General features: G+C 68.2%; 24 protein-coding genes and 1 pseudogene. 9 read left to right on the top strand and 16 right to left on the bottom strand.

Annotated elements, in window-relative coordinates; all coding sequences use genetic code 11:
• Positions 1 to 19: 19 nt before the first annotated feature.
• The 4 genes from OHA40_RS25650 to dxr form a co-directional block, all read right to left on the bottom strand.
• The gene (locus OHA40_RS25650; protein ID WP_330229422.1) at positions 20 to 883 is read right to left on the bottom strand and encodes a GNAT family N-acetyltransferase; all 864 of its coding nucleotides are present in this window, start codon (positions 881 to 883) and stop codon (positions 20 to 22) included.
• Positions 884 to 954: 71 nt separating this feature from the next.
• Positions 955 to 2,112: a flavodoxin-dependent (E)-4-hydroxy-3-methylbut-2-enyl-diphosphate synthase gene (gene ispG, locus OHA40_RS25645; protein ID WP_330229421.1), complete on the bottom strand. Its 1,158-nt coding sequence runs from the start codon at positions 2,110 to 2,112 to the stop codon at positions 955 to 957.
• 152 nt (positions 2,113 to 2,264) lie between these two features.
• Positions 2,265 to 3,464 (bottom strand): M50 family metallopeptidase, encoded by a 1,200-nt coding sequence (locus tag OHA40_RS25640; protein WP_330229420.1) that lies wholly within the window; start codon positions 3,462 to 3,464, stop codon positions 2,265 to 2,267.
• Between the two features lie 162 nt (positions 3,465 to 3,626).
• Complete coding sequence (gene dxr, locus OHA40_RS25635) at positions 3,627 to 4,766, bottom strand: 1-deoxy-D-xylulose-5-phosphate reductoisomerase (protein WP_330229419.1); 1,140 nt, start codon at positions 4,764 to 4,766, stop codon at positions 3,627 to 3,629.
• A gap of 136 nt (positions 4,767 to 4,902) precedes the next feature.
• Here dxr and OHA40_RS25630 point away from each other — a divergent pair, with 136 nt between their 5' ends.
• Positions 4,903 to 5,172: a DUF2631 domain-containing protein gene (locus tag OHA40_RS25630; RefSeq protein ID WP_330229418.1), complete on the top strand. Its 270-nt coding sequence runs from the start codon at positions 4,903 to 4,905 to the stop codon at positions 5,170 to 5,172.
• 140 nt (positions 5,173 to 5,312) lie between these two features.
• Positions 5,313 to 5,627, top strand: coding sequence for a hypothetical protein (locus OHA40_RS25625; protein ID WP_330229417.1), 315 nt, complete (start codon positions 5,313 to 5,315; stop codon positions 5,625 to 5,627).
• Positions 5,628 to 5,708: 81 nt separating this feature from the next.
• Here the strand turns inward: OHA40_RS25625 and OHA40_RS25620 are convergent, their stop codons facing one another.
• Positions 5,709 to 6,761, bottom strand: coding sequence for a LysR family transcriptional regulator (locus tag OHA40_RS25620; protein WP_330229416.1), 1,053 nt, complete (start codon positions 6,759 to 6,761; stop codon positions 5,709 to 5,711).
• A gap of 73 nt (positions 6,762 to 6,834) precedes the next feature.
• Here OHA40_RS25620 and OHA40_RS25615 point away from each other — a divergent pair, with 73 nt between their 5' ends.
• Complete coding sequence (locus tag OHA40_RS25615; protein ID WP_330229415.1) at positions 6,835 to 7,221, top strand: DUF5997 family protein; 387 nt, start codon at positions 6,835 to 6,837, stop codon at positions 7,219 to 7,221.
• Positions 7,222 to 7,255: 34 nt separating this feature from the next.
• On the opposite strand, the gene OHA40_RS25610 is transcribed toward OHA40_RS25615, so the two are convergent.
• The 3 genes from OHA40_RS25610 to OHA40_RS25600 all read right to left on the bottom strand — a co-directional run bounded on the left by OHA40_RS25610 (position 7,256) and on the right by OHA40_RS25600 (position 9,800).
• On the bottom strand, positions 7,256 to 7,528 hold the full coding sequence (locus OHA40_RS25610) for a hypothetical protein (protein WP_330229414.1): 273 nt from the start codon (positions 7,526 to 7,528) through the stop codon (positions 7,256 to 7,258).
• Positions 7,525 to 8,079, bottom strand: coding sequence for an RNA polymerase sigma factor (locus tag OHA40_RS25605; protein ID WP_330229413.1), 555 nt, complete (start codon positions 8,077 to 8,079; stop codon positions 7,525 to 7,527). Before OHA40_RS25605 ends, OHA40_RS25610 begins: the two co-directional genes overlap by 4 nt.
• 176 nt (positions 8,080 to 8,255) lie before the next feature.
• On the bottom strand, positions 8,256 to 9,800 hold the full coding sequence (locus tag OHA40_RS25600) for an HD domain-containing phosphohydrolase (RefSeq protein ID WP_330229412.1): 1,545 nt from the start codon (positions 9,798 to 9,800) through the stop codon (positions 8,256 to 8,258).
• A gap of 162 nt (positions 9,801 to 9,962) precedes the next feature.
• Between OHA40_RS25600 and OHA40_RS25595 the strand changes: the two genes are divergently transcribed.
• The gene (locus OHA40_RS25595) at positions 9,963 to 11,591 is read left to right on the top strand and encodes a DUF4331 domain-containing protein (protein ID WP_330229411.1); all 1,629 of its coding nucleotides are present in this window, start codon (positions 9,963 to 9,965) and stop codon (positions 11,589 to 11,591) included.
• 95 nt (positions 11,592 to 11,686) lie between these two features.
• On the top strand, positions 11,687 to 12,991 hold the full coding sequence (locus tag OHA40_RS25590; RefSeq protein WP_330229410.1) for a tetratricopeptide repeat protein: 1,305 nt from the start codon (positions 11,687 to 11,689) through the stop codon (positions 12,989 to 12,991).
• Positions 12,992 to 13,019: 28 nt separating this feature from the next.
• On the opposite strand, the gene rlmN is transcribed toward OHA40_RS25590, so the two are convergent.
• Positions 13,020 to 14,129, bottom strand: a complete 1,110-nt coding sequence (rlmN, locus tag OHA40_RS25585) for a 23S rRNA (adenine(2503)-C(2))-methyltransferase RlmN (protein WP_330229409.1) — start codon at positions 14,127 to 14,129, stop codon at positions 13,020 to 13,022.
• Positions 14,130 to 14,239: 110 nt separating this feature from the next.
• Here rlmN and OHA40_RS25580 point away from each other — a divergent pair, with 110 nt between their 5' ends.
• The gene (locus tag OHA40_RS25580; RefSeq protein ID WP_330229408.1) at positions 14,240 to 14,581 is read left to right on the top strand and encodes a LapA family protein; all 342 of its coding nucleotides are present in this window, start codon (positions 14,240 to 14,242) and stop codon (positions 14,579 to 14,581) included.
• A gap of 4 nt (positions 14,582 to 14,585) precedes the next feature.
• Here OHA40_RS25580 and OHA40_RS25575 read toward each other — a convergent pair whose 3' ends face one another.
• The 5 genes from OHA40_RS25575 to rpsB all read right to left on the bottom strand — a co-directional run bounded on the left by OHA40_RS25575 (position 14,586) and on the right by rpsB (position 19,192).
• Complete coding sequence (locus OHA40_RS25575; protein ID WP_330234372.1) at positions 14,586 to 15,434, bottom strand: phosphatidate cytidylyltransferase; 849 nt, start codon at positions 15,432 to 15,434, stop codon at positions 14,586 to 14,588.
• A 415-nt stretch (positions 15,435 to 15,849) separates the two neighbouring features.
• Positions 15,850 to 16,407: a ribosome recycling factor gene (frr, locus tag OHA40_RS25570; protein ID WP_330229407.1), complete on the bottom strand. Its 558-nt coding sequence runs from the start codon at positions 16,405 to 16,407 to the stop codon at positions 15,850 to 15,852.
• A gap of 51 nt (positions 16,408 to 16,458) precedes the next feature.
• The gene (gene pyrH, locus OHA40_RS25565) at positions 16,459 to 17,187 is read right to left on the bottom strand and encodes a UMP kinase (RefSeq protein WP_174183891.1); all 729 of its coding nucleotides are present in this window, start codon (positions 17,185 to 17,187) and stop codon (positions 16,459 to 16,461) included.
• Positions 17,188 to 17,381: 194 nt separating this feature from the next.
• Positions 17,382 to 18,206 (bottom strand): translation elongation factor Ts, encoded by an 825-nt coding sequence (tsf, locus tag OHA40_RS25560; RefSeq protein ID WP_330229406.1) that lies wholly within the window; start codon positions 18,204 to 18,206, stop codon positions 17,382 to 17,384.
• A gap of 173 nt (positions 18,207 to 18,379) precedes the next feature.
• A complete protein-coding gene (gene rpsB / locus OHA40_RS25555) occupies positions 18,380 to 19,192 on the bottom strand; it encodes a 30S ribosomal protein S2 (RefSeq protein WP_330229405.1) in 813 nt (270 codons plus the stop codon).
• 379 nt (positions 19,193 to 19,571) lie between these two features.
• On the opposite strand from rpsB, the gene OHA40_RS25550 reads away from it, so the two are divergent.
• The 3 genes and pseudogenes from OHA40_RS25550 (at position 19,572) to OHA40_RS25540 (ending at position 21,148) form a co-directional block, all read left to right on the top strand.
• On the top strand, positions 19,572 to 19,877 hold the full coding sequence (locus OHA40_RS25550) for a hypothetical protein (RefSeq protein WP_330229404.1): 306 nt from the start codon (positions 19,572 to 19,574) through the stop codon (positions 19,875 to 19,877).
• Between the two features lie 74 nt (positions 19,878 to 19,951).
• Positions 19,952 to 20,404 (top strand): annotated as a pseudogene (locus tag OHA40_RS25545) (M23 family metallopeptidase); the annotation flags it as partial.
• Positions 20,405 to 20,629: 225 nt separating this feature from the next.
• Positions 20,630 to 21,148: a DUF1990 family protein gene (locus tag OHA40_RS25540; protein ID WP_330229403.1), complete on the top strand. Its 519-nt coding sequence runs from the start codon at positions 20,630 to 20,632 to the stop codon at positions 21,146 to 21,148.
• A 176-nt stretch (positions 21,149 to 21,324) separates the two neighbouring features.
• Here the strand turns inward: OHA40_RS25540 and OHA40_RS25535 are convergent, their stop codons facing one another.
• Positions 21,325 to 21,687 carry a hypothetical protein gene (locus OHA40_RS25535; protein ID WP_330229402.1) on the bottom strand — a complete coding sequence of 121 codons (363 nt, stop codon included), beginning with the start codon at positions 21,685 to 21,687 and terminating at the stop codon, positions 21,325 to 21,327.
• A gap of 165 nt (positions 21,688 to 21,852) precedes the next feature.
• Positions 21,853 to 23,754 carry an alkyl/aryl-sulfatase gene (locus OHA40_RS25530; protein ID WP_330229401.1) on the bottom strand — a complete coding sequence of 634 codons (1,902 nt, stop codon included), beginning with the start codon at positions 23,752 to 23,754 and terminating at the stop codon, positions 21,853 to 21,855.
• Between the last annotated feature and the right edge of the window lie 13 nt (positions 23,755 to 23,767).

The raw sequence follows: 23,767 nt of genomic DNA, 5'->3' as shown, positions 1-23,767 counted from the left end.
GCCGCACCTGCGTGCGCGATCAGTCGACGAGGACGGTGGCGAAGGTCGCGATCTGCCGGAACCCGACCCGGCTGTAGGCGCGGCGAGCGATCCGGTTGTAGTCGTTCACATACAGGCTGGCGGTGCGGCCGGAGGCGACCACCGCGCACGCGATCGCCGCGGTGCCCGCCGTGCCGCGGCCCTTCCCCCGATGGTCCGGATGCACCCAGACCCCCTGGATCTGGCCGGTGCGCCGGGACAACGAGCCGACCTCGGCCTTGAAGACCACTTCGCCGTCCTCGAAACGGGCCCAGGCGCGGCCGGATTCGATCAGGCTCTGAATGCGGCGACGGTAGCCGCGCCCGCCGTCGGCGGCCCGGGGATCGACACCGACCTCCTCGATGAACATGTCGATCGCGGCCGAGAGGTAGCGATCGAGCTCGGCTGGACGCACCCGGCGCACCGCCGGGTCGGGCGTGGCCAGCGGCGGCTGGGCAAGCGCGAGCAGTGGTTGTTCCCCACGCAGTTCCCGTTCGGGGCCCCAGTGAACAGCCAACATCTCCCACAGTGGCAAAGCCAGCTCTCTGCGGCCCACCACCGAGGAACAGACGCGCGGCCAGCGGACCGCCCGGTCGGCGAACGCGCGCAAAGCGTCTCGGTCACCCAGCAGCGGCACCAGATTCGCACCCGAGAAGCACAGCGACTCCGCCGGACCGCCCCTGCTCCACAGCTCGCCCTGGCCGCACCGAGTGTCCAGACCGAACTCCTGTAGCCGGGCGGCGACCATGCACGAGGCCACCGGATCGGCATCCAGCACCCGCAGGACTTGCGCCAGATCCCGATTCGCGAGCTGCCGCGCAGGGGCATATTTGGCCCGTCGCGCCGGCTCCAGCAGACTCCGCACGGTGACAGCCTGCCACGAACCGGCGCCATGCGGTATCGCTATGCCGAAAGCCCAGGTCGGGCGCGTTTTGCTCAGCCGACCGTGACGACCGGTTCGCCGGCGCCCGCGTCCTCGCCCATTTCCTCGGCGATGCGCATGGCCTCTTCGATGAGGGTTTCGACGATCTTCGCCTCCGGGACGGTCTTGACGACCTCGCCCTTGACGAAGATCTGGCCCTTGCCGTTGCCGGAGGCCACACCCAGATCGGCTTCGCGCGCCTCGCCCGGCCCGTTCACCACACAGCCCATGACGGCGACCCGCAGCGGCACCTCCATGCCCTCCAGACCCGCGGTCACCTCGTTGGCCAGGGTGTACACGTCCACCTGAGCGCGCCCGCACGACGGACACGAGACGATCTCCAGCTTGCGCGGGCGCAGGTTCAGCGACTGCAGGATCTGCCCGCCGACCTTGACCTCCTCGGCGGGCGGCGCCGACAGCGACACCCGGATCGTGTCGCCGATGCCTTCCGACAGCAGCGCACCGAACGCCACCGCCGACTTGATCGTGCCCTGGAACGCCGGACCCGCCTCGGTGACACCCAGGTGCAGCGGGTAGTCGCACTGGGCGGCCAGCTGGCGGTACGCCTCCACCATGATCACCGGATCGTTGTGCTTGACCGAGATCTTGATGTCGCCGAACCCGTGCTCCTCGAACAGGCTCGCTTCCCACAGCGCCGACTCGACCAGCGCCTCCGGGGTGGCCTTGCCGTACTTCTCCATCATTCGCTTGTCCAGCGAACCGGCGTTAACGCCGATGCGGATCGGGATTCCGGCGGCGCCCGCGGCCTTGGCGACCTCCTGGACCCGGCCGTCGAACTCCTTGATGTTGCCCGGATTGACCCGCACCGCGGCGCACCCGGCGTCGATCGCCGCGAAGATGTAGCGCGGCTGGAAATGGATATCGGCGATCACCGGAATCTGCGATTTCCGCGCGATCGTGGCCAGCGCGTCCGCGTCCTCCTGACGCGGGCAGGCCACCCGCACGATGTCGCAGCCCGAGGCGGTGAGCTCCGCGATCTGCTGCAAGGTGGCGTTCACATCGTGCGTCTTGGTCGTGGTCATGGACTGCACCGAGATCGGGTGATCACTGCCGACCCCGACATCGCCCACCATCAGCTGGCGGGTCTTGCGCCGGGGAGCGAGCACGGCCGCGGGAGCGGTCGGCATCCCCAATCCGATTGTGCTGGTCACCTTCGGCTGCCTACTTTCGTCGTGTCCGGCCCATTCGGTGCCGAGTCTAGCCGTGGCGCACCTCGGCCACCCTGTGACAGCAGCGACAACGCTTCCCCTGCCGACCGCGACAGACTACGTCGCGAACCCCGTCCCTCGGCCGCCGACCCCGGTCAGAACAGCCTGATCGGATTGACGATGTCGGCAGCCAGGGTGAGCAGCATGTACGCCCCGCCGATCACCACGAACACGTAGGTCACCGGCAGCAGCTTCAAGTAGTTCACCGGCGCGCCGGGTGCCAGGCCCTTCCAGCCGCGAATGGTGTTGCGGATCTTCTCGTAGATCACCACCGCGATATGGCCGCCGTCCAGCGGCAGCAGCGGCAGCAGGTTGAAGACGCCGAGGAAGAAGTTCAGGCTGGCCAGCACCAGGATGAACAAATTCCAATAGCCGCGTTCCGCGGTCTCACCGCCGATCTTGCTGGCGCCGTACACGCTGACCGGGGTCTCCGGATCCCGCTCGCCGCCGGTGACGGCGACCCACAGCGAGGACACCTTGGCGGGCATCTGAGCCAGCGAGTCCACCGTGCGCACGAACATGTCCCCGGTGAACACCCCTGCGGCGGGGATCGCGGCCAACAGGTCGTATTGCACGGGTTCGTAGCGATCCGGTGCCACGCCGACGGCGCCGACCTCGCGTCCCGTGCCGCCGTCCTCGGGGTAGCGCATCACCCGCTCCGGGGTGACGGGGATGGTGAGGGTCCGGCCGTCACGCTCGACGACGTAGGTGAACGGGCCGTTCTGCTTCTGGGTTTCGGCCTGGAACTGCTTCCAGGTGTCCACCTTGACGCCGTTCACCTCCTTGACGACGTCACCACGCTGCAATCCGGCTTGCTGCGCAGGGCCAGTGCCGGTGCACGGCACGGTCGAAGCATCCGGATTCTGCTGCGGCACGCAGCTCATCTCGCCCAGCGCGGTGGCAGGTGGCTCGGTCAGGTTCGGCAGCCCCCAGCCCACGGCGAGCACCACGATCAGGATGAAGCCGAGCACGAAGTTCATCGCGATGCCGCCGGACATGACCAGCAGTCGCTTCCAGGTGGCCTGGCGGTACATGGCGCGGTCGAGCTCCTCCGGGCGCAGCTCGTCCAGCGCCGTCATGCCCGCGATATCGCAGAAGCCGCCGAGCGGGAGCGCCTTCAAGCCGTACTCGGTTTCGCCGCGGCGGAAGGAGAAGATGCGCGGCCCGAAACCGATGAAATAGCGCCGCACCTTCATTCCGGTCGCCTGAGCGGTCCACATGTGCCCACATTCGTGCAGCGCGATCGACAGCGTGATGCCGAGCGCGAACAGCACGAATCCCAACGCGAACACCATTTGCTCTACAGCCCTCCTGCGTTTGCGCAGCTCGAATATCCCGCACGCACGCGTCCGCTCCTGGCCGCGAGCATTCTGATCACCCTAACCGGACACCTGCCGACCCTGTGTGTTCAGTGTGCCAGGACGCGGTCGCGGCGCGAGTCCGATCCGGTCACCAGGTCAGCCGCGGACCCGGGCGGCGGCGAATTCCCGAGCCCAGGAGTCGGCGGCGAGAACCTCGTCGAGCGAGTCCGGCTCGGCGCGCCACCGCTCGGCCGCTTCGACCGCGGCGGCCACCGTCCGCACGATCTCCGGGAAGCGAATGGCACCGTCCAGGAACGCCTGCACCGCCACCTCGTTCGCGGCGTTGTAGACCGCGGTGACGCTGCCGCCCGCCTGCCCGGCCGCGCGCGCCAGCTCGACGGCCGGGAAGACCTCGTTGTCGACCGGCTCGAACGTCCACGTGGCGGCGGTGCCGAAATCGCAGGCCGGAGCGGCGCCGGGCACCCGGTCCGGCCAGCCGAGGGCCAGTGCGATGGGTAGCTTCATGTCCGGCGGGCTGGCCTGGGCCAGCGTCGAGCCGTCGGTGAAGGTGACCATCGAGTGCACGATCGACTGCGGATGCACGGTGACGTCGATGCGGTCGTAGGGGACGCCGAACAGCAGATGCGTCTCGATCAGCTCGAGCCCCTTGTTCACCAGGGAGGCCGAGTTCAGCGTGTTCATCAGGCCCATCGACCAGGTGGGATGCGCCTTGGCCTCGGCCGGGTCGACCGATTCGAGCATATCCGCGGTCCAGCCGCGGAACGGGCCGCCGGACGCGGTCAGCACCAGGCGATCGACCTCATCGGCACGCCCGCCGCGCAGGCACTGCGCCAGCGCGGAATGTTCGGAGTCGACCGGGACGATCTGGCCGGGGGCGGCGGCGCGTGTCACCAGGGAGCCGCCCGCGACCAGGGATTCTTTGTTCGCCAGGGCCAGGCGGGTACCCGACTCGAGGGTGGCCAGGGTCGGCTCCAGTCCGAGCGAGCCGACCAGGGCGTTGAGCACGACGTCCGCCTCGGTGCGCCGCACCAGCTCGGTCACCGCCCCGGCACCGCCGAGGGTCAGGTCCAGCTGCCGCGCGGCGGACCGATCGGCGACGGCGACATTGCGCGTGCCGGTGGCGGCCATCTGCGCGGCGAGCAGTTCGGTGTTGCCGCCGCGCGCGGCGAGTCCGACCACCTCGAAGCGGTCGGGATTGGCGGCGATCACCTCGAGTGCTTGGGTACCGATGGATCCGGTACTGCCCAGCAACAGGACTCTGACGATGTCGGACACGGCTTCATTCTGTCCTACCGCCGAAAGCGCGTTCGACGGCCGGCTTACAACGACGCACCGTCGTATGTCACGATATGCGGCGTAGCTCATCGAGTGCGTACCGGAATCCGGTACAGGAAACAGCTAAGGAGCGATCGTGGCCGCCACGGAACTCGAACACGCCGACACCGAGCGCGGCATCGTCACTCACGTGGACCCCGCCGAAGTTCCCTCCGCCGCCTGGGGTTGGAGCGGCGAGTCGCGGCGCACCTTCCGGATCGCGGGCTGGATCGTCGCGCTGATCCTGCTGGCCATGCTGGTCGGCAACCACAGCGGCCAGATCGAGAACATCTTCCTCGTCGGCTTCGCCGTCGCGATCGTGGGCGTCCTGATCCGCGATTCCTGGTTGCAGCGCAGGCCGCGCTAGTTCCGCGCTACGAAAAGTCTTCTCGCACAATTTCCTTCGTCCTGTACCGGCGGCCGCGTCCCGGTACCGTGTGCGTCCGAAGTCGGTGTCCCAGCCGGGTCACCGGCCTCGGTTTCGGTTCCCACGATTCTTAGGACGTAATGATCAAGACCTGTTCGGCCGCCCTTCTCACCGCGAGCGCGATCGGCTCCCTGCTCCTGCTGCCCGCGGCGCCCGCCTACGCCCAGTCACCCGCATGCGCCGCCGCCATCGATGCGATCAACGCCGCCATCGACGAGTCGGGCGGCAACCTCGACCCGACCGTGCAGCAGTCCCTCGCCACCAAGCTCTCGGCCATCGACGCCGAAGGCGCGGAGAAGGAGGCCATCGCCGGGTACGCGCGCGCCCTCACCGACGACAGCGTCCCCAGCATGGACACCGCGACCAACGAACTCAACCGGGTCTGCAAAGGCTGATCGCCCGGCGGCGCGGACCCGTCTGGTTCGCGCCGCCGATCAGGACGAGTTACCGCGACTACCGCACGAGACGGATCCCGACTACCGCCCGCGTCGCCGGGCCGGCTTCTTCTTCGCCGGGTTCGGGCGGCCACCTGTGCGCTTGGCCGGGGACTTCCTCTGCGGCTCCGCGTTCTTCGCGAGGGACGTGGCGCGCGAGCTGCGTTCGGAGCGGCCGCGCACCACACCGATGAAGTCTTCGACGAGATCCGTGGTGTGGTCGGCGGGCCAGGCCAGGGCGATTTCCGTCTCGGGAACATCGACCAGCGTGCGGTAGACGAGGTCGCGGCGGTGGTGTAGGCGGGCGAGCGAATGCGGCACTATTGCTGCCCCACCCGCAGCGGCGACGAGTTCCAGCGCACCGGCGACCGTGTCGATATCAGAGGTGTCCTGGAGGGTTTCGTCGGCTAGATCCGCCGAGCGCACCTCGTCGAACACCGAGATCGGATGTTCCTTCTGTACCACGGCGACCGGGATCTCCCGGTAGAGCGGGATGGCGCTCATACCGTCCCGATCGATCGGCAGCCGGACAAAGCACATGTCGACCCGGCCCTCGCGCAGCGCCACCTCTTGATCGGCCTGCGCCAGCGCGATGACCTCGAGCGGGGTCTCGGGGAACCGCTCGCCCCAAATCCTCGTCCACTTCGAGACGGTGACGCCGGGCACGAAACCCACCCGAAGTACCGCACGCGGCTGCGGCTGCTCGTCAGGCGCGGACTCGGCGCGCTCGATAATCGCCCGCGCCCGCTGCAGGAACTCCCGCCCGTCATCGCTCAGCTGGGTCGGCTGCGCGCCGGGCACGAAAAGCTTTGTCCCGAGCTCGTTTTCCAGGTCGATGATGGTCTGGCTCAACTTCTGACGCGAGATGCGCAGCGCGTTCGCCGCCCGCGCGAAATGCAATTCCTCCGCGACCGCGACGAACCAGCGCAAACGCACGACATCGATCGACTCCAACCGGCTCACTCCTGGAAGCGTATGCCACTGTCCGATCGGGACCACCCGGGCCGCCGGATCGGCTACCTCGGGGAACCCCGGCCCGCACGCTCTACATCTGGCCGTCGCGACCGCCGGCCGCGTCGCCTTCGCTCGGCCCACGGGCCGCGGACGAACCCCGGCCGACTGCGCCCGTTAGGCTGCATCAGTGAGACCGGAACAGAAATCGCAGACTATGAAGCCGTTGACGGCGGCGAACAAGCTCGGCATCTACCTTCCGGCTGCGCCCGAGGAGTTCCGCAACGCGCCGATCTCCCGCGCCCAACTCGACGCGCTGCGAAACGATCCACCCGAATGGCTCACCGAACTGCGCCGCGCCGGCCCGTTCCCGCGCGACGTACTGGCCCGCAAACTCGGCGTCTCGAACGCCGGTCTGGCCCGCGCCCAGGTCGCCGAGACCCTCACCGCCGAGGAAATCGGCGCCTTGCTCGCCGACCCGCCGGAATGGCTGCTTCGCGAACGTGCGAGCTACGCCGCGGTCCGCGCGGAGAACGCACGCATCAAAGCGAAGGAAGCCGAGCGCCGCGCCGCCACCAACCGCCCGGCGAGGAACCGCGGCTAGCAGACCGGCTCCGCCCGTGCGATGGGCGACCGCTCTAGTCGCCTCGACTACCGGCGCCGACCAGCGTGCAACGCCCGTCGACGCAGGTCTGCCGCAAGCGGCCACGCGAGGTCGTCTGGACGAGGCCGATAGCCCAGCAGGTCGGGCAGCCACGCAGCGCGACCATTCCGACCGGCACCAGCAGCAAGCTCACGAACCCTGCCAGCGGATACAGCGCGACCGCCGCGAGCAGGGCGCCGAATCCGACCAGGCCGCGGAGCAGATGGCGCGGCACGGACGCGCTGGCGAAGCCGTTCTCGTCGGTCACGGCCCCTCCTCGCCCGGCTCGGACATATCCCGCAGGCTGCGCTGGACCGCGGCCCTGGCCCGGTGCAGCCGCGACTTCATGGCCGCGGTACTCAGGCCGAGCAGATCGGTAACCATTCGTCCGCTGTAACCCTGAACGTCGCGCATGATCAACACCCGCCGCTGGTCCTCCGGCAGCGCCGCGATGGCAGCGGCCACCCGCTCGGTCTCCCAGGCCCGGATTGCTTGCTCCTCGGCAGAGGACACGGCGCAGTCCGGCGGAGACTCGATCTGCCGACCACGCAGCCGTAACTGCCGCAGACATTCGTTGCGGACGATGCGGAACATCCACGACACCAGCGCACCCGAAGCGCGCAAGGTGCCGATCTTGCGATACAGGACGATCAACGCCTCCTGCGCGGCGTCCTCGGCGTCCTCCGGTGTGGCACACAGCGAGTAGGCGAATCGGCGCACATGCGGATGCGAGCCGGACACCAGCGCGGCGATGGATCCGATGTCACCGTCGCGCGCCGAAGCAACCACGGCCGCGTCCGGCCAGGTCGTGTCAACCACGGGTCCGCCCCTTCCTGCGCAGCACGGCGACACTGCAGGCACACACCAGTACAACACCCACGACAACAACGGCAATGATCACGACAACCTCCCTCTCGCGTGCCAGCAGACGTGCTGACACGAACATCAGAGGCGCGAAATCCCGAAAGGATTCACTTCTCCGCGGCCAATTGCGCCTATTCCGGCAGCAGACCGTGTTCCATTGCGAAGACCGCGGCCCCGGCGCGGGTGCGCCGGCCGGTCTTGTCGTAGATATGCGCGAGATGGTGGCCCACGGTGCGCTCGGACAGCACCAATTCGGCGGCGATTTGCCGGTTGGACAGTCCTCGGGCGGCCAGCCGCAGCACGTCGAGTTCGCGTTCGGTGAGTCCGCAGGGCAAGTCGGTGCGCGGCTTGCGCAATCCGGCCGCCTCCACCACCGCGGCGCATGCCTCCCGGTCGAGGTTTCCCGCCGAGACGGCGTCCAGGAGTTCTCGGGCAGCTGCGTCAGGGGAGAAGGCGGGACGGTACGGCCGCGGCTCGGTGAGCGCCGCGAAAACATCGGCCGCGGCAAGGATCCGCGCGGGCTTGGCGAGGTCACGCCCCCGGATGCCCCGGTGATAGCCGCTGCCGTCGAGGCGTTCGTGATGACCGGCGGCGGTGTCGGCAAGATCGGCCAGCCCGGGGCAGCGTCTCAGTACCCGCTCGGTCCAATACGTATGCAGCCGAACGCGTTCCCAGTCGCCGGGCCCGAGCGGGCCGGGCCGATCCCAGATCGCGCTGGACACACCCATGCGCCCGATATCGTGCAGTAGTGCCGCAGCGCGCAGCGCGTCGCGATCGCCGGGGTCCATCCCGCACAGCTCCGCCGCCCCGCCCGCGAGATCGGCGACATGCCCCGAATGCCCCAGCAGCCAGCGGCCTTTCAGATCCACCACGATCGCCAGCGCCAGACACAGCTGGAGCCGCTCGCCGGGCTTGATGCGCAATGGCAGGCCGGGTTCCCCGTGGACCACGGCAGTGAGCACGTCCGGCACGTCGAGGCAGTCCCATACGGCGTCCTCGTCGGCGGTGAACACAGCCACCAGTTCGGGGTCGAGATGCCCGCCGGCCCGTCGCCGCAGCTCTGCCGCCGCACCATCACGGCCCCGCTCGGCAGCGGCGAGCACCGCCTGCTCGGCGACATGCACGATCCGCCCGGTCAGCGAAATCGCCTCGCCCTGGAGCCGTTGCGGTGCGCCGAGGCCATCCCAACGCTCCTTCACCTCGGTGAGCGCCACCACCGCCGCCTCCGGCAGCCCGAGACGGGGACCGAGGGCACGGCTGACTTCGCACACCGACCGGACTGCTGAAGCCGCTTGCCTCGGCGCTGTCGTGACGAACCGGTCCCGCAGCAGTGTCTTGCTATCGGGCGCCCACGAGCCGAACTGCGCCAGCTGCGCCGCGAAGATCGGCGTATCACCCGGATCCAGCACGTGGTAGGCCCGCTGGAAGGCGATGTCGTCGGCGAACGACGCCGCGTTCTCCGAGGCGCGGCTGGTGCAGCCGACCGCGCCGAGCAGTGCCGCGTGAAAGACGGTCCGCCGGTCCGCCTCGTCCAAGCCGATCCGTTCCGCGAGGGTGGTGGCCACCAGGCAGGTCGCCAAGCCCTTCTCGAACGGCGCCCCGGTCGCGAGGTCGGTCGTGAGCGACAGCGCGGCGAGAACCTCGGTGACCCGGATGGAGGCGGGCGGGATCGTCACCCTCCCACGGTAGTTCGCCCCATGGCAGCGCGTCATTCGCAATTCGTCGAATGGATGTCGCGCTCGGTCGTGTCGGGGATAGGTCGATCGACCGATGTGGCCGGGCAGGTCGAGCGTCGACCATTGGCTGCACCGTTATTTACGCCTATCGAAGGAAATCCCATGTCCCGATCATCGGCTCAGCCAGGCGTTCGACACCGCGCCGCCGGCGCCCTGATAGCTGTCGGTGCCACTGTGCTGAGCGGTACGGTGGGCGGTCTCGCGCTGCCGACCGCCGGCGCTTCCAGCCACCGCGAGGCCCCGCTGATCGCCGCCGATCCCGCGGTGGACAACACCGACGTCTATGCGTTCGTCAGCCCGGACAAGCCCGACACAGTGACAATCGTCGCCAACTGGTTCGGCCTGCAGGAGCCCGACGGCGGCCCGAACTTCTACCCGTGGGCCACCGAGGCCAACTACGACATCAACATCGACAACGATGGCAACGCGAAGCCGGACATCAGCTATCGCGTCACCTTCACGACCGACGATCGGCGCGGCGCCGCCACCTTCCTCTACAACAACGGGCCGGTCACCGCGCTGAGCGACGAGAACCTGCTGTTCCGCCAGAACTACACCGTGTCGGTCAGCCACGGCGCGAACGACTGGCGACCGATCGCGCACGGCCAGGCAGCTCCGTCGTACACCGGGTCTGCCTCGATGCCCGACTACGGCGAGCTGCGCAAGCAGGCAACCGAGAATCTGCCGGGCGGCGGCACCGTGTACGCCGGCGCCGCGGAGGACCCGTTCTTCCTCGACCTGCGGGTGTTCGACCTGCTGTACGGCGGTGACCTGTCCGAGGTCGGTACCGACACGCTCGCCGGGAAGAACGTCAACACCGTTGTGCTGCAGGTGCCGATGCGCGATCTCGCGCTGAAGAGCGACCCGGCGCGCAACCCGGTGATCGGGGTGTGGAGTGACACCGAGCGCCGCACGCTGCAGCTCAGTCCTGGCGCCGCCATGCCGGTCGGTGCGTCGGTGCAGGTGTCGCGCCTCGGCAATCCGCTCGTCAACGAGGTGGTCGTCCCGGTTGGGCTGAAAGACGCGTTCAACGGACTGGAGCCGGTCGGTGACGCCGGGGTTCCCCAGGTGGTCGAGCGGGTCACCAAACCAGAGCTGCCGCGGCTGATCGAGTCGATCTACCAGGTGCCCGCACCCGCCACCCCGCGCAACGACCTGGTGGAGATCTTCCTCACCGGGATCGCGAAGAAGGCGCCGACGCTGGACGGCAGCGCGCCGCCCATCCAGGCCGACCTGAACTCGCAGATCCTCAACGCCGATGCCAATTCCGCGGCGTTCCGGCCGTCGGAGATGCTGCGGCTGAACATGTCGGTGCCGCTGACGGCTCAGCCGAACCGGCTCGGCGTACTCGGCGGTGACCTGCAGGGATTCCCCAACGGTCGGCGTCTGACCGACGACGTGGTCGATATCGCGCTGCAGGCCGTGGAGGGCGCGGCGCAGACCGGCAAGCTCGTCGACGCGCTTGCTACCGGGGACAAGGTCGATGCCAACGACGCGTCGTTCTCCAGCACCTTCCCCTATGTCGCGCTACCGGCGAAGGGCGCGACCGCGCCTGGGCAGTCGACCAGCGCAACCGGACCCGCCGCAGCGCCACAGGGCGACGACGGTATGCCCTGGATGCCGATCGCCGCAGGCGGTGCCAGCGCCGCCGCGCTGATCGTCGGCGGTGGCTGGCTGCTGAGGCGACGCCGGACGAGCCGGTCCACGGTGCTCACCCCGCCGAGCGCCTGATATCCAGGCCCAGGTGGCGGGACCGCCCCAGATCCGATCCCGCCACCTGGCGATCACCAACTTCCATTCCATCCCGCACCACTCGAGGTCTCGACATGTCCGAAATACTTTCCCGTGTGCGCCGCAAGCCCGTGCTCGCACTCCTCCTGATCGGGCTGATCGCCGTCATTGTGGGGACGACCGCAGCATTGCCGGAGAAATCATCGACCACCGATCCGATCCCCGCCGATCCGTTGGCTGCGCAGATCGCGCAGATGCGCGGGCAACTGGACCGGGTGCCGGGCAATGCGACCGGCTGGGCCGCGCTCGGCGCCGCCTACGTCGAATTGGCCCGCATCACCGGCGACCCGGAGAACTACGGCCAGGCGCAGCGGGCGCTGGATCGATCGCTGGAGCTGAAGCCCGACGAGAATGCCGAAGCGCTGATCGGGCTCGGCGCACTCACCAATGCCCTGCACGACTTCACCGCCGCTCGCGGCCACGCCGAACAAGCCCTCATGCTGCGGCCGAACAGTGCCGACGTCTACGGCATCCTGATCGACGCGCTGACCCAACTCGGCGAGGCCGACGCCGCCACCGCGGCTGTGCAACGGATGCTCGACCTGCGTCCCGGTGTTCCGTCGTTCACCCGCGCCGCCTACGACCTCGAACTGCGCGGCCGCACCGACGACGCCCGGGAGGCGCTACAGATGGCGCTCGCCGCCGCCACTACGGTGGACCAGATCGCCTTCTGCCGCTACCACCTCGGCGAACTCGCGTTCAACACCGGGAACCTGGACGAGGCCGAAAGCCAGTACCGTTCCGGCATTCTGGCGAACCCCGACAACGTCGCACTGCAGCAGGGCATGGCCAAGGTGCTCGCCGCCCGCGGCGACGTCGAACCGGCGATCGCGCAATACACGGCACTGACCACCAGGGCGCCACTGCCGGAGTACCTGATCGAGTTCGGCGAGCTGCTCGACTCCGCGGGTCGACCCGATGCGGCAGCAGCAAAGTATCGGGAGGTCTCCGACCAGTTCCGGCGACTCGAAGAGCAGGGAGCCACCGAGTACCTGGACGCCGCCCTGCTCGCCGCGGACCACGGCGACCCCGTGGAAGCGGTGCGGCTGGCGCGGCTGGAATTCGACCGCCGCCAGAGCATCCTCACCGCCGACGGTCTCGCCTGGGCGCTGCACAAGGCAGGCCGCGACGACGAGGCGATCGGCTATGCCGACCGCGCAGCCGCCCTTGGCTGGCGCAGCGCCGCCCTCGCCTACCACCGCGGCATGATCCTCGCGGCGCTCGGCCGCACCGATGAGGCCGCCGCCGCGCTGACCGATGCGCTGCGGACCAACCCCAACTTCTCACCCTTGCACGCCCCCCGCGCCCAACGGGCCCTCGACTCGCTCATCTCTCGCTGAACCGGCGGGGCTCGCCGCCGCTGCCGCGTCAGCCTTCGGCGGCGAGCTGCCCGCAGGCGGCGGCGATCTCCTGCCCGCGGGTATCGCGGACGGTGCACGCGACGCCCTTGGCCTCTACGCGCCGGACGAATTCACGCTCAACGGGTTTGGGGCTGGCGTCCCACTTGCTGCCGGGGGTGGGGTTGAGCGGGATGAGGTTGACGTGCACGCGAGAACCGAGGGCCTTGCGCAGCTTTTCGCCGAGCATGTCGGCACGCCAGGGGTGATCGTTGATGTCACGGATCAGGGCGTATTCGACCGAAACGCGTCGGCCGGTCTTGTCGGCGTAATACCTTGCGGCATCGAGAACTTCGGATACCGGCCAGCGGTTGTTGACCGGGACCAGCGTGTCGCGCAGCTCGTCGTCGGGGGTGTGCAGGGAGACAGCGAGAGTCACGGACAGGCCCTCGTCGGCGAGTTTGCGGATCGCGGGCGCCAGGCCGACCGTCGAGACGACCACATTGCGCTGGGAGATGCCCAAACCATCCGGAGCCGGCGAGGTGATCCGGCGGACGGCGGCAACGACGCGTTTGTAGTTGGCCAGCGGCTCGCCCATGCCCATGAACACGATGTTCGACAGACGGCCAGGGCCGCCCGCCACCTCGCCGTCGCGCAGCGAAGCGGCCGCGGCGCGCACCTGGTCGACGATCTCGGCGGTGGACAGGTTGCGGTCCAGGCCGCCCTGGCCAGTGGCGCAGAACGGGCAGGCCATACCGCAGCCCGCCTGGCTGGAGATGCAGAGGGTGTTGCGGTCCGGGTAGCGCATGAGCACGCTTTCCAGGAGGGTGCCGTCGCCCGCGCGCCAGAGGGTCTTGCGGGTGGTGCCCTCGTCGCAGGCCACGTGCCGCACCTCGGTGAGCAGCGGCGGAAACAGAGCCTCGGCGATCTTCGCGCGCACCGGCGCGGGCAGGTCGGTCATCCGGGCCGGATCGGCCTGCAATCGCGCGTAGTACTGCCGGGCGATCTGATCGGCGCGGAACTTCGGCAGACCCAGTTCCTCGACGGCCGCGCGCCTGCCCTCGGCATCGAGGTCGGCGAGATGGCGCGGCGGCATGCCGCGGCGCGGTGCATCGAAAACGAGGGGCAGGGAGACCGTCATAATTGCTCCATTGTCCCATCACGGCGAACCTCGCCCACGTCGGCCCGACATGCCCGGTTCGTTGCGAGGAAATCCCCGCGCCGGTGATAGCGGTCCGCCATGATCGAGTTATGCCCACCCACCCTGACCACACGCCGGAGCCGGACCCGGACCTAGCGCACCCACGCACAGAACCGCCGGGCAGTACGCCCCCGGCCACCGTCGAGAAGCCGCTGGCCTCGCGTACCGGCTACGCCTGGACGGGGCTGGTCGTCGGCGTCCTGATCCTGGTCGTCTTGCTGATCTTCATCCTGCAAAACCTCGATCAGGTCGACGTGCACCTGTTCTTCTGGAACTTCTCGCTTCCGCTCGGCGTCACGGTGCTGCTCTCGGTGATCGGTGGCGCCCTGGTCATGGCGTCGGTCGGCGGTGTGCGCATTCTGCAGTTGCGCCGCCGAGCCAAGCATCGCTGAACGCTCAGATCAGGGTGGACAGCACCAGCCAGGACACGAACGCCGAAGGCAGCATGGAGTCGAGGCGGTCCATGATGCCGCCGTGGCCCGGCAGCAGAGTACCCATGTCCTTGATGCCGAGTTCCCGCTTGATCTGCGATTCGATGAGATCGCCGCAGGTGGCCACCAGCACCAAGCCGACGCCGAGGACGACGCCGATCATCGAGTTGGCCTCCAGCAGCAGCGTCACGGTCAGCAGACCACCGATCACGCTGAACACCAGCGAGCCGCAGAACCCTTCCCACGACTTCTTCGGGCTGATCGAAGGCACCATCGGGTGCTTGCCGAACAACACACCCGCGACGTAGCCGCCGACATCGGAGCAGACCACCAGGATCATGAAGGTCAGTACCCGCAGGTTGCCGTCCGGCTCGAGCAGCAGCAGGGTCGCGAACGAGGCGAGCAGCGGGATCCAGGCCAGCGTGAAGACCGCGATCGCGGTGTCGCGCAAGAAATTTCGCGGCGCGGTATGCAGGCCGTGGTCGAACAACCGCCACACCATGCAGATCAGCGTGGTGGCGGCGAACGCGCCCGTGACACCGCTGGCGCCGTACGGCCAGCCGAGCCAGAACACCGCTTGACCGCCGAGGATCAGCGGAACCCGAGGAACGAGCACATCCGCTTCACGCAGCCGCTTGGCGACCTCCCAGGTGGCCACGCCCACCCCTGCGGCCGCGACGCCGATGAATACCTTCGGCACGAACAGCAGAATCGCGATCAGTGACAAACCGAGGCCGAAGCCGACGCCCAGCGCGGCAGGCAGATTACGGCCCGCACGCGAACCACTCGGCGCCGGATCGGGATGGGCGGCCACCGCGTCGCCCTCGGATGTGGCTAGAGGTTCGGACGCACCGGCATGGTTCGCGTGCTCTTGCCTCGCATCGGCTCTACCGTTCACCGGCGGCTCCTCGGCCGCACCGGTCGCGGCGGCGTTCTCGGCCACGATTGTCCCGTCGCTCACTCGTCGTTCCGTTCATCCCCCGCCCTGGCGGGCCCTCCGCTGTATGCCACCGGCGGCGTTCCCGGCGCCGGTCGCGGTTACGCAAGCTACCGCCTCCGGGCTTCCCGCTCATGCCGCTGGTTTCCCCGGCGGCATTCCGTGCCCTCGGTTTCACACTCCAGACCAGCCGCTCATGCCTGCGCCGCGCTGACGCTCGGCTCCGGCACGAGCGGCTGCCCGGCTGTATCCATTGTTCGCTCGCTGCACTCACTCATGCCGCTGGTCGGCGTCAGACCTCGAGCAGTTCGACTTCCTTGTGCTTCACCAGTTCATCGATCTGTCCGACATACTTGGCGGTGGTCTTGTCGAGTTCCTTCTCGGCGCGCCCGACCTCGTCCTCCCCCGCCTCGCCATCTTTCTGGATGCGCGACAGCTCGTCCATGGCCTTGCGCCGGACGTTGCGGATGGCGACCTTGGCGTCCTCCCCCTTGCCCTTGGCCTGTTTGGCCAGCTCGCGGCGGCGCTCCTCGGTCAGCTGCGGCACCGAGATCCGGATGATGTCACCGTTGTTGGTGGGGTTCACACCGAGGTCCGAGTTGCGGATCGCGGTCTCGATCGGCCCGAGCTGGTTCGCCTCGTAGGGCTTGATCACGACCAGGCGGGGCTCCGGCACCGTGATGCTGGACATCTGGGTGATCGGGGTCGGCGAGCCGTAGTAGTCGACGACGATCCGGGAGAACATGCCCGGATTCGCCCGACCGGTGCGAATGGTTCCGAGATCGTCCTTCGCCACCGAGACGGCCTTTTCCATCTTCTCCTCGGCGTCGAAGAGCGCTTCTTCAATCACGGCCGTTTCCTCCACAGCGTCGTCATGTCATGATCCGCGGTCCGCGGGGTATCAGGACCGAACCAATGTGCCGATCTTCTCACCGGCGACCGCGCGGGCGATATTGCCCTTGGTCAACAAATTGAACACCAAAATCGGCATCTGGTTGTCCATGCACAAGCTGAAGGCTGTCGCGTCGGCGACTTTGAGGTCGCGCTCGATGACCTCCTTGTGGGTGATCTCGGAGTACATGGTCGCGGTCTCGTCGACGCGCGGGTCCGCGGTGAACACACCGTCGACCGCCTTGGCCATCAGAACCACGTCCGCGCCGATCTCCAAGGCGCGCTGCGCGGCGGTGGTGTCGGTGGAGAAATACGGCATGCCCATGCCCGCCCCGAAGATGACCACGCGCCCCTTCTCCAGGTGCCGCTTGGCGCGCAGCGGAAGATACGGCTCGGCCACCTGTCCCATGGTGATCGCAGTCTGCACCCGGGTGTCCACCCCCTGCTGCTGCAGGAAGTCTTGCAGCGCAAGGCTGTTCATCACCGTGCCGAGCATGCCCATGTAGTCGGAGCGGGCGCGCTCCATGCCGCGCTCCTCGAGCTCCGCGCCGCGGAAGAAGTTCCCGCCGCCGATCACCACGGCCACCTGGACGCCGCTGGCGACCACCTCGGCGATCTGCTCGGCGACCGTCTGCACGACATCCGGGTCCAGCCCGACCTTGCCTCCGCCGAACATCTCCCCGCCCAGTTTGAGCAGCACCCGCCGATATCCTGGGCGATCGGTCCCCGGGTCCGTCATGGGTCTCCAGTCTCCTTCGGCGGTGGATTGTCGTTCTTCCGGCGATTCGGTGCTCACGGCAGGCGCCTGTGACGTAGAACAAGGCGGAGCGGCACCTATCCTGCCTTATTCGATTCGAGCGGCAGCAGAAGGCCCCCCGTCAACCGGCGTTCACTCGGTCGACGGGGGGCCCTGCACGCTGGGGGTGCGGCGACTCAGTTCGCGCCGACCTCGAAGCGGGCGAAGCGGGTGACGGTGACACCGGCCTCGTCCAGCAGCGCCTTGACGGTCTTCTTGGAATCGGTGACCGACGGCTGCTCCAGCAGCACGACGTCCTTGAAGAAGCCGTTCACGCGGCCCTCGGTGATCTTCGGCAGCGCGGCCTCGGGCTTGCCCTCCTCGCGAGCGGTCTGCTCGGCGATGCGGCGCTCGTTCTCCACGATGTCGGCCGGAACCTCGTCGCGGGTCACGTACTTGGCCTTGAGCGCGGCCACCTGCATGGCGGCAGCGCGAGCGGCCTCGGCCGCGGCGTCGCCCGCACCGGTGTACTCGACCAGCACGCCGACGGCGGGCGGCAGGTCCGAGGCACGCTTATGCAGGTAGGTGGCGACCGGGCCGTCCAGCGAGATCACCCGGCGCAGCTCGAGCTTCTCGCCGATCTTCGCGGCGAGGGCCTGCACGGCCTCATCGACGGTCTTGCCGCCCAGGTCCAGGGCCTTCAGCGTCTCCAGGTCGGCGGGCTTGGCGGCCGCCGCCGCGGCGACGACCTGCTCGGCCAACTGCTGGAACTCCGCGTTCTTCGCGACGAAGTCGGTCTCGGAGTTGATCTCGACCATGACGCCGTCCTTGGCGACGACGAGGCCTTCGGCGGTGGTGCGCTCGGCACGCTTGCCGACGTCCTTCGCGCCCTTGATGCGCAGCAGCTCGACGGCCTTGTCGAAGTCACCGTCGGTCTCGGCCAGCGCGTTCTTGCAGTCCATCATGCCGGAGCCGGTCAGCTCCCGAAGCCGCTTCACATCGGCAGCGGTGTAGTTCGCCATTCTCGGCGAGCCTCCTTTGAGAAGTGTGAGTTTCTGGCAGCGGCGACCACGATGGCACTCGCTCGTGATCGCCGCCGAAACAGTGTCTGAATTGCGGCGTTCGCGGGGCCCCTCCGTGGTTACGCAGGCTACCGCCTCCGGGACCGTCGCTCGCGCCGCGGTGGTTACGAGTCTCAGGCCTCAGCCGAAGTCTCGGCGGCCTCGGCACCGGGGGCGGCCTGCGCGAGCAGCTCCTGCTCCCACTCGGCCAGCGGCTCGCCAGCGCCCGCCTCGGGCTTCTCGTCGCCCGCGGACAGACCGGCGCGTTGCTGCACGCCCTCGGCCACCGCGGAGGCGACGACCTTGGTCAGCAGGGCGGCGGAGCGGATCGCGTCGTCGTTACCCGGGATCGGGTAGTCGACCAGGTCGGGGTCGCAGTTGGTGTCCAGGATCGCGATGACCGGGATGTTCAGCTTGCGCGCCTCGCCGACGGCGATGTGCTCCTTGTTGGTGTCGACGACCCAGATGGCCGAGGGCACCTTCTGCATGTCGCGGATACCGCCGAGGGTGCGCTCCAGCTTGTTCATCTCACGCGTCAGCATGAGGATTTCCTTCTTGGTGCGACCCTCGAAGCCACCGGTCTGCTCCATGGCCTCGAGCTCCTTGAGGCGCTGCAGGCGCTTGTGCACGGTGGAGAAGTTGGTGAGCATGCCGCCCAGCCAGCGCTGGTTGACATACGGCATCCCGACGCGCGTCGCCTCGGCCGCGATCGACTCCTGGGCCTGCTTCTTCGTGCCGACGAAGAGGACGGTGCCACCGTGGGCGACGGTCTCCTTGACGAACTCGTAGGCCTTGTCGATGTAGGTCAGCGTCTGCTGCAGGTCGATGATGTAGATGCCGTTGCGGTCGGTGAAGATGAACCGTTTCATCTTCGGGTTCCAGCGCCGCGTCTGGTGCCCGAAGTGTGCGCCGCTGTCGAGCAGCTGCTTCATGGTTACGACAGCCATAGCTCTCGTATCTCTCTTTCCTTTGCCGGTTGACGCAGCGAATCGGCGATTCGCTGCCCTGGCGCCGCCGAATCGTCGGACCCGACCGCGAGGGTGGGACCAGCCGGCGATTCCCTGTTGGCGAACACGCTGCCGCGAACCCAAAGCTGTTGAGCTCGATCGAACAGCGCCGTTACGAACAAGCACGGGTGGCGCGCGAAGTCGGTCCGTGCACGCACAGACCGCTCGATCAGTCTACGGCCTGCGGGCATCCAGACCTAAATCGGTCCGAGCCAGAGCCTTCGACCAGGAGGAACACCGACTTTTCACAGTGGAGCAGGTTATCCACATTCCTTGTTTCGGACGCTCCGCGACACCCGCGCCGCACCAGAGTGGAGGCATGAAACCGATCTCCACAGTGACGACGTTGCTCATCCCGCTGTTGTTCGCTCTCGGCGTGGTCTCCGCACCACCGGTCGCGGCTCATCCCCACATCCCGGAACCTGCGCTCGGGGCGTGCGCGGGTTCCGTCTGCCTGCCATCCCTTCCCGGGCTGCTACGCCGCGCGCCGTTCCGGCAGTCCGAGGCAGGCGGCGAGGACCCTGATCCTGGGCCGAACGCCGCGTCATCGGGAGTGCCCTCGTGTGACCAGGCCGAATCCGTGCGCGTGGCGGTTTCCGCTGTGGTCCCGACCCGGTCCCGATGACGCTGTCGAACGGCGCGGGGTTACGTGGGCATCTCGGGTGGGTGCTGGGAGTCTGCGTCGTCGCGGTCGTCTCGATGGAGCCGCTGGCCACCGCGGCGCCCGAGGGCCGGTTCGGCTGGCCGCTGCAACCGCGGCCCGCGGTGGTGCGGCGCTTCGACAAGCCCACGCACGACTGGCTGCCCGGGCATCGCGGGGTCGATCTGGCCGGAGGCGAGGGGCAGCCCGTGCTCTCCGCAGGAGAAGGGATAGTCGTGTTCGCGGGAACGGTGGCCGACAAGCCGGTCGTGTCGATTGATCACCCGGGGGGCCTCCGCACGACCTATGAGCCGGTTCGCGCGGAGGTGCCGGTGGGCGAGCGGGTGGGGCGCGGCTCCCGGATCGGCACACTCGAGTCCGGCCACCCGGGCTGCGCGACGCCGTGCCTGCACTGGGGAGCGCGAGCTGAAGGCGGCCGTGGCCGTCGCGGGCGCGAATACCTGGACCCGCTCGGACTCCTCCATCTGACTCCCCTGCGGCTCAAACCCGTGCCGACGCATGCACGGTCTACGGCGAAGCAGGGTCCCGATTCCGCGCCTGGCATCAGGTTGGTGCGATGGCAGGACCCACCCACGAATTCCGCGCGAATCTCGACGTACATACACGGCCTCCACATGCCATCGGAGCTGCACGGAGGCCGAAGCCCGACGAGCGGCGGATCGCCAGTGTGAGGCTCGAAGTGGCGAAGCGGCGCAGTGGGAGGTGAAGATCGACGCATGGAGGATGGGCACGAGCGGCCACCGTTCACGTATCGCGAAGTGGGTGCGACCAAGGACGTGCTACCGGAGGGATATCACCGGTTTCAGCTGCGGCGTGCGATCGGCCGGGGTCGCGCGCTGTTCGAGCACGCGGGTGCGGAGATCCTGAGCTATCGAATGCAGAAAGGCACCGGGATCTTCCGATACGCCGACACTCCGACTGCCGAGCCCGGCACCGCCATCACGGTGCGGCTCGGGGTCGGTCCGGTCGGGATCACCGCGCCGTGCCGCGTGGTGTACGTGCTCGGCGAACCCGACCGGCAAGGTTTCGCCTATGGAACATTGCCGGGACATCCGGAAGCAGGCGAGGAACTGTTCGCGGTCGAATACGACTCGGCCGACGAAACCGTGTACGGACTGGTCATCGCATTCTCCCGCCCCGCCGCCTGGTACACGCGACTCGGCGGACCGGTCGTGCGGCTCATCCAGCGATTCGTCGCGGGCAGATACATCGCGGCCTTGCCGAGATCCGTCTGAGCGCGGGCCGCAGCAGCTCGAGTTCTGCCGAGCTGTTCTCCAGCCCGCGTCTGACGAAGTGGCCGAACCAGCATCCTGGCGGGCATTGAACCCCGCGGTGGATGTGCGGCGGATTCCTGCCCGCGCACAATCGACCTGATGCCAACCGATCGGAGACCTGGCGGCGCAGCGGCGATTTACAGCAGGCCGGTCAGCGCCTCCGCTTCGGCGTGCAGAGTCGCGGCGCGGTCGGTCTGGCCGAGCGACTCGTATTGCCCGGCGACCTTGCGACGTTCATCGACTTCGGCCCGCACGATCTGCTCGATGTCCTGTTCGGTCAATTGCCGGCGTGCGACCTCGGCGACACCGAGCCCGGTCGCACTGTTTTCCAGTGCGCCCGCCCGATGCTCGGCGACGTCGACGGCCTCGGCGTTGTCGACGGCGGCCAATGCCGAGCGCAGCGCCGAAGCAGCCGCGCGGTCACGGGATTTCATGGCAGCGGACAAACCCGCACGCATCCGCTCCCGCAGCGGGGGGCGGCCGATCGACTCGGTGGACATGAGCAACACCGTAGGCAACCGAGCATTTCGGATCGACCGATTATTCCGCGCGCATTCCCCGCCGATCCGTCGACCACGTCGGTTCACCCACCCGGCCGTCCGGCTGCCGAAATCGTCGACCGACGCAGTCGCGCCAGCCCCTGACCGAGCACGTCTGCCGAACGATTACGGCGTGACGATGGCGAAATCCGGGTCCGGGGCGTCGAAGATATCGACCAGTTCGGCGAGTTTGGTGACATCTCCCTCGATGACGATGTCGCCCGCGGCCGCCGCGACGCCGAAATCTTCCCCTGCCAGCAGCACTCGGATCAGCGTGGCTTTGGCCAGTGTGAACGTCGCGTCGGGTTCCGGAAGGATCATGCCGGGAGCGACATCGAAGTGCGTCAAACGTCCGTTGCGCAGCTCGAGCCGGTGTGTGCGGACCTCATCCGTGAGGATCCAGTCCGTCACGAGCCGATGGTCCCACGCCTTGGGGCCGTCGACGCGCAATGCCAAGGCGTCGAAGATCTGGTCGATGGTCAGCGCGGCGACCACAGTCGGCGATTCGGCCTTGGTCGGTGTGCCGAACGAACCGTAGCGCAGCTCGTAGGCTCCGCTGAGATAGAAGTTGCGCCAGGTCGCGTTCTCCGCGCCATACCCGAGCTGCTCGAAGGTGCTGGCCTGCAATTCCTTCGCTGCGTCGTTGTCCGGATCGGCGAAGATGACATAGTCGAGCACCTGCGCCACCCATCGGTAGTCCCCGCCGTCGTACGAGACCTGCGCCTTGCGCAGCACTTCCTCCACACCACCCATGAATTCCACGTGCCGCCGGGCGGATTCGACCGGGGGATGCTGCCAAAGATGGGCGGGGTTGCCGTCGAACCAGCCCATGTAGCGCTGGTAGATGGCTTTGACGTTGTGATTGACCGAGCCGTAATAGCCACGCGCGTGCCATGCCTGTTCGACGGCCGGTGGGAGCGTCAGCATTTCGGCGATCTCCGCGCCGACGTATCCCTGGTTCAGCAGCCGCACCGTCTGGTCGTGCAGGTATCCGTACAGATCACGTTGCAGCGCAAGAAACTCCACCAGGCGCGACGTACCCCAGGTCGGCCAGTGGTGCGATGCGAAGACGACGTCGGACTCGCGGGCGAAGAGATTGATCGCCTCGGTCAGGTACCTCGCCCAGACGTGGGCGTCGCGCACCAGCGCGCCGCGCAGCGTGAGCACGTTGTGCATGGTGTGGGTCGCGTTCTCCGCCATACACAGCGCGCGGCGGTCGGGGAAGTGGAAGTTCATCTCGGCGGGAGCCTCGGTGCCCGGCGTGAGCTGGAAGACCATCCGTATCCCGTCGACCGTCTCCTCTTGTCCCGTCCTGGTGATGTCGACGGTCGGAGGGATCAGCGTGACGGCTCCGACCGAGGTGGTCTGACCGAGCCCGGCGCCCACCGCGCCGAGTGGGCCGCGCGGCAGCACCGCGCCGTACATGTACCCCGCACGGCGCGCCATCGCCGTGCCCGCGTAGATGTTCTCGGCCACCGCGTGTTCCAGGAAACCGGCGGGCGCCAGCACCGGACAGCGGCCGGCCGCGACCTCGTCGGCGGTCGTGACTCCCCACGCGCCGCCGAAATGGTCGGCGTGCGAGTGGGTGTAGATCAGACCGGACACCGGACGGTCGCCGCGGTGCGCGCGGTAGAGCGCGAGACCCGCCGCAGCGGTCTCCGCGGAGATCAGCGGATCGATCACGAGCACACCGGTTTCGCCTTCGACCAGGGTCATATTGGAAATGTCCAGCCCGCGGATCTGGTAGATGCCTTCCGTGACCTCGAACAAGCCCTGCTTCACGACCAGCCCGGACTGCCGCCAGAGGCTGGGATGGACCGACGCCGGGCAGGGTTCCCGTAGGAAAGCGTAGGAGTCGTTGTCCCACACCACGGTTCCGTCGTCGGAGGTGACCACGCCGGGTTTCAGCGCGGCGATGAAGCCGCGTTCCGCGTCGGCCAGATCGGCGGCGTCGGCCGGTGGCAGAGCGGTGGCGGCACGCTGATGCTCCGCGACGATGAAGCCGCTCGGCTCGCTAGCTGTGCTCATTGTCGTCCTCCTC

Origin of the sequence: Nocardia sp. NBC_00508 (assembly GCF_036346875.1) — a bacterium.
Classification (GTDB): domain Bacteria; phylum Actinomycetota; class Actinomycetes; order Mycobacteriales; family Mycobacteriaceae; genus Nocardia.
The sequence above is the reverse complement of the archived record's forward strand: the minus strand, read 5'-3'. Positions and strand labels throughout refer to the sequence as shown.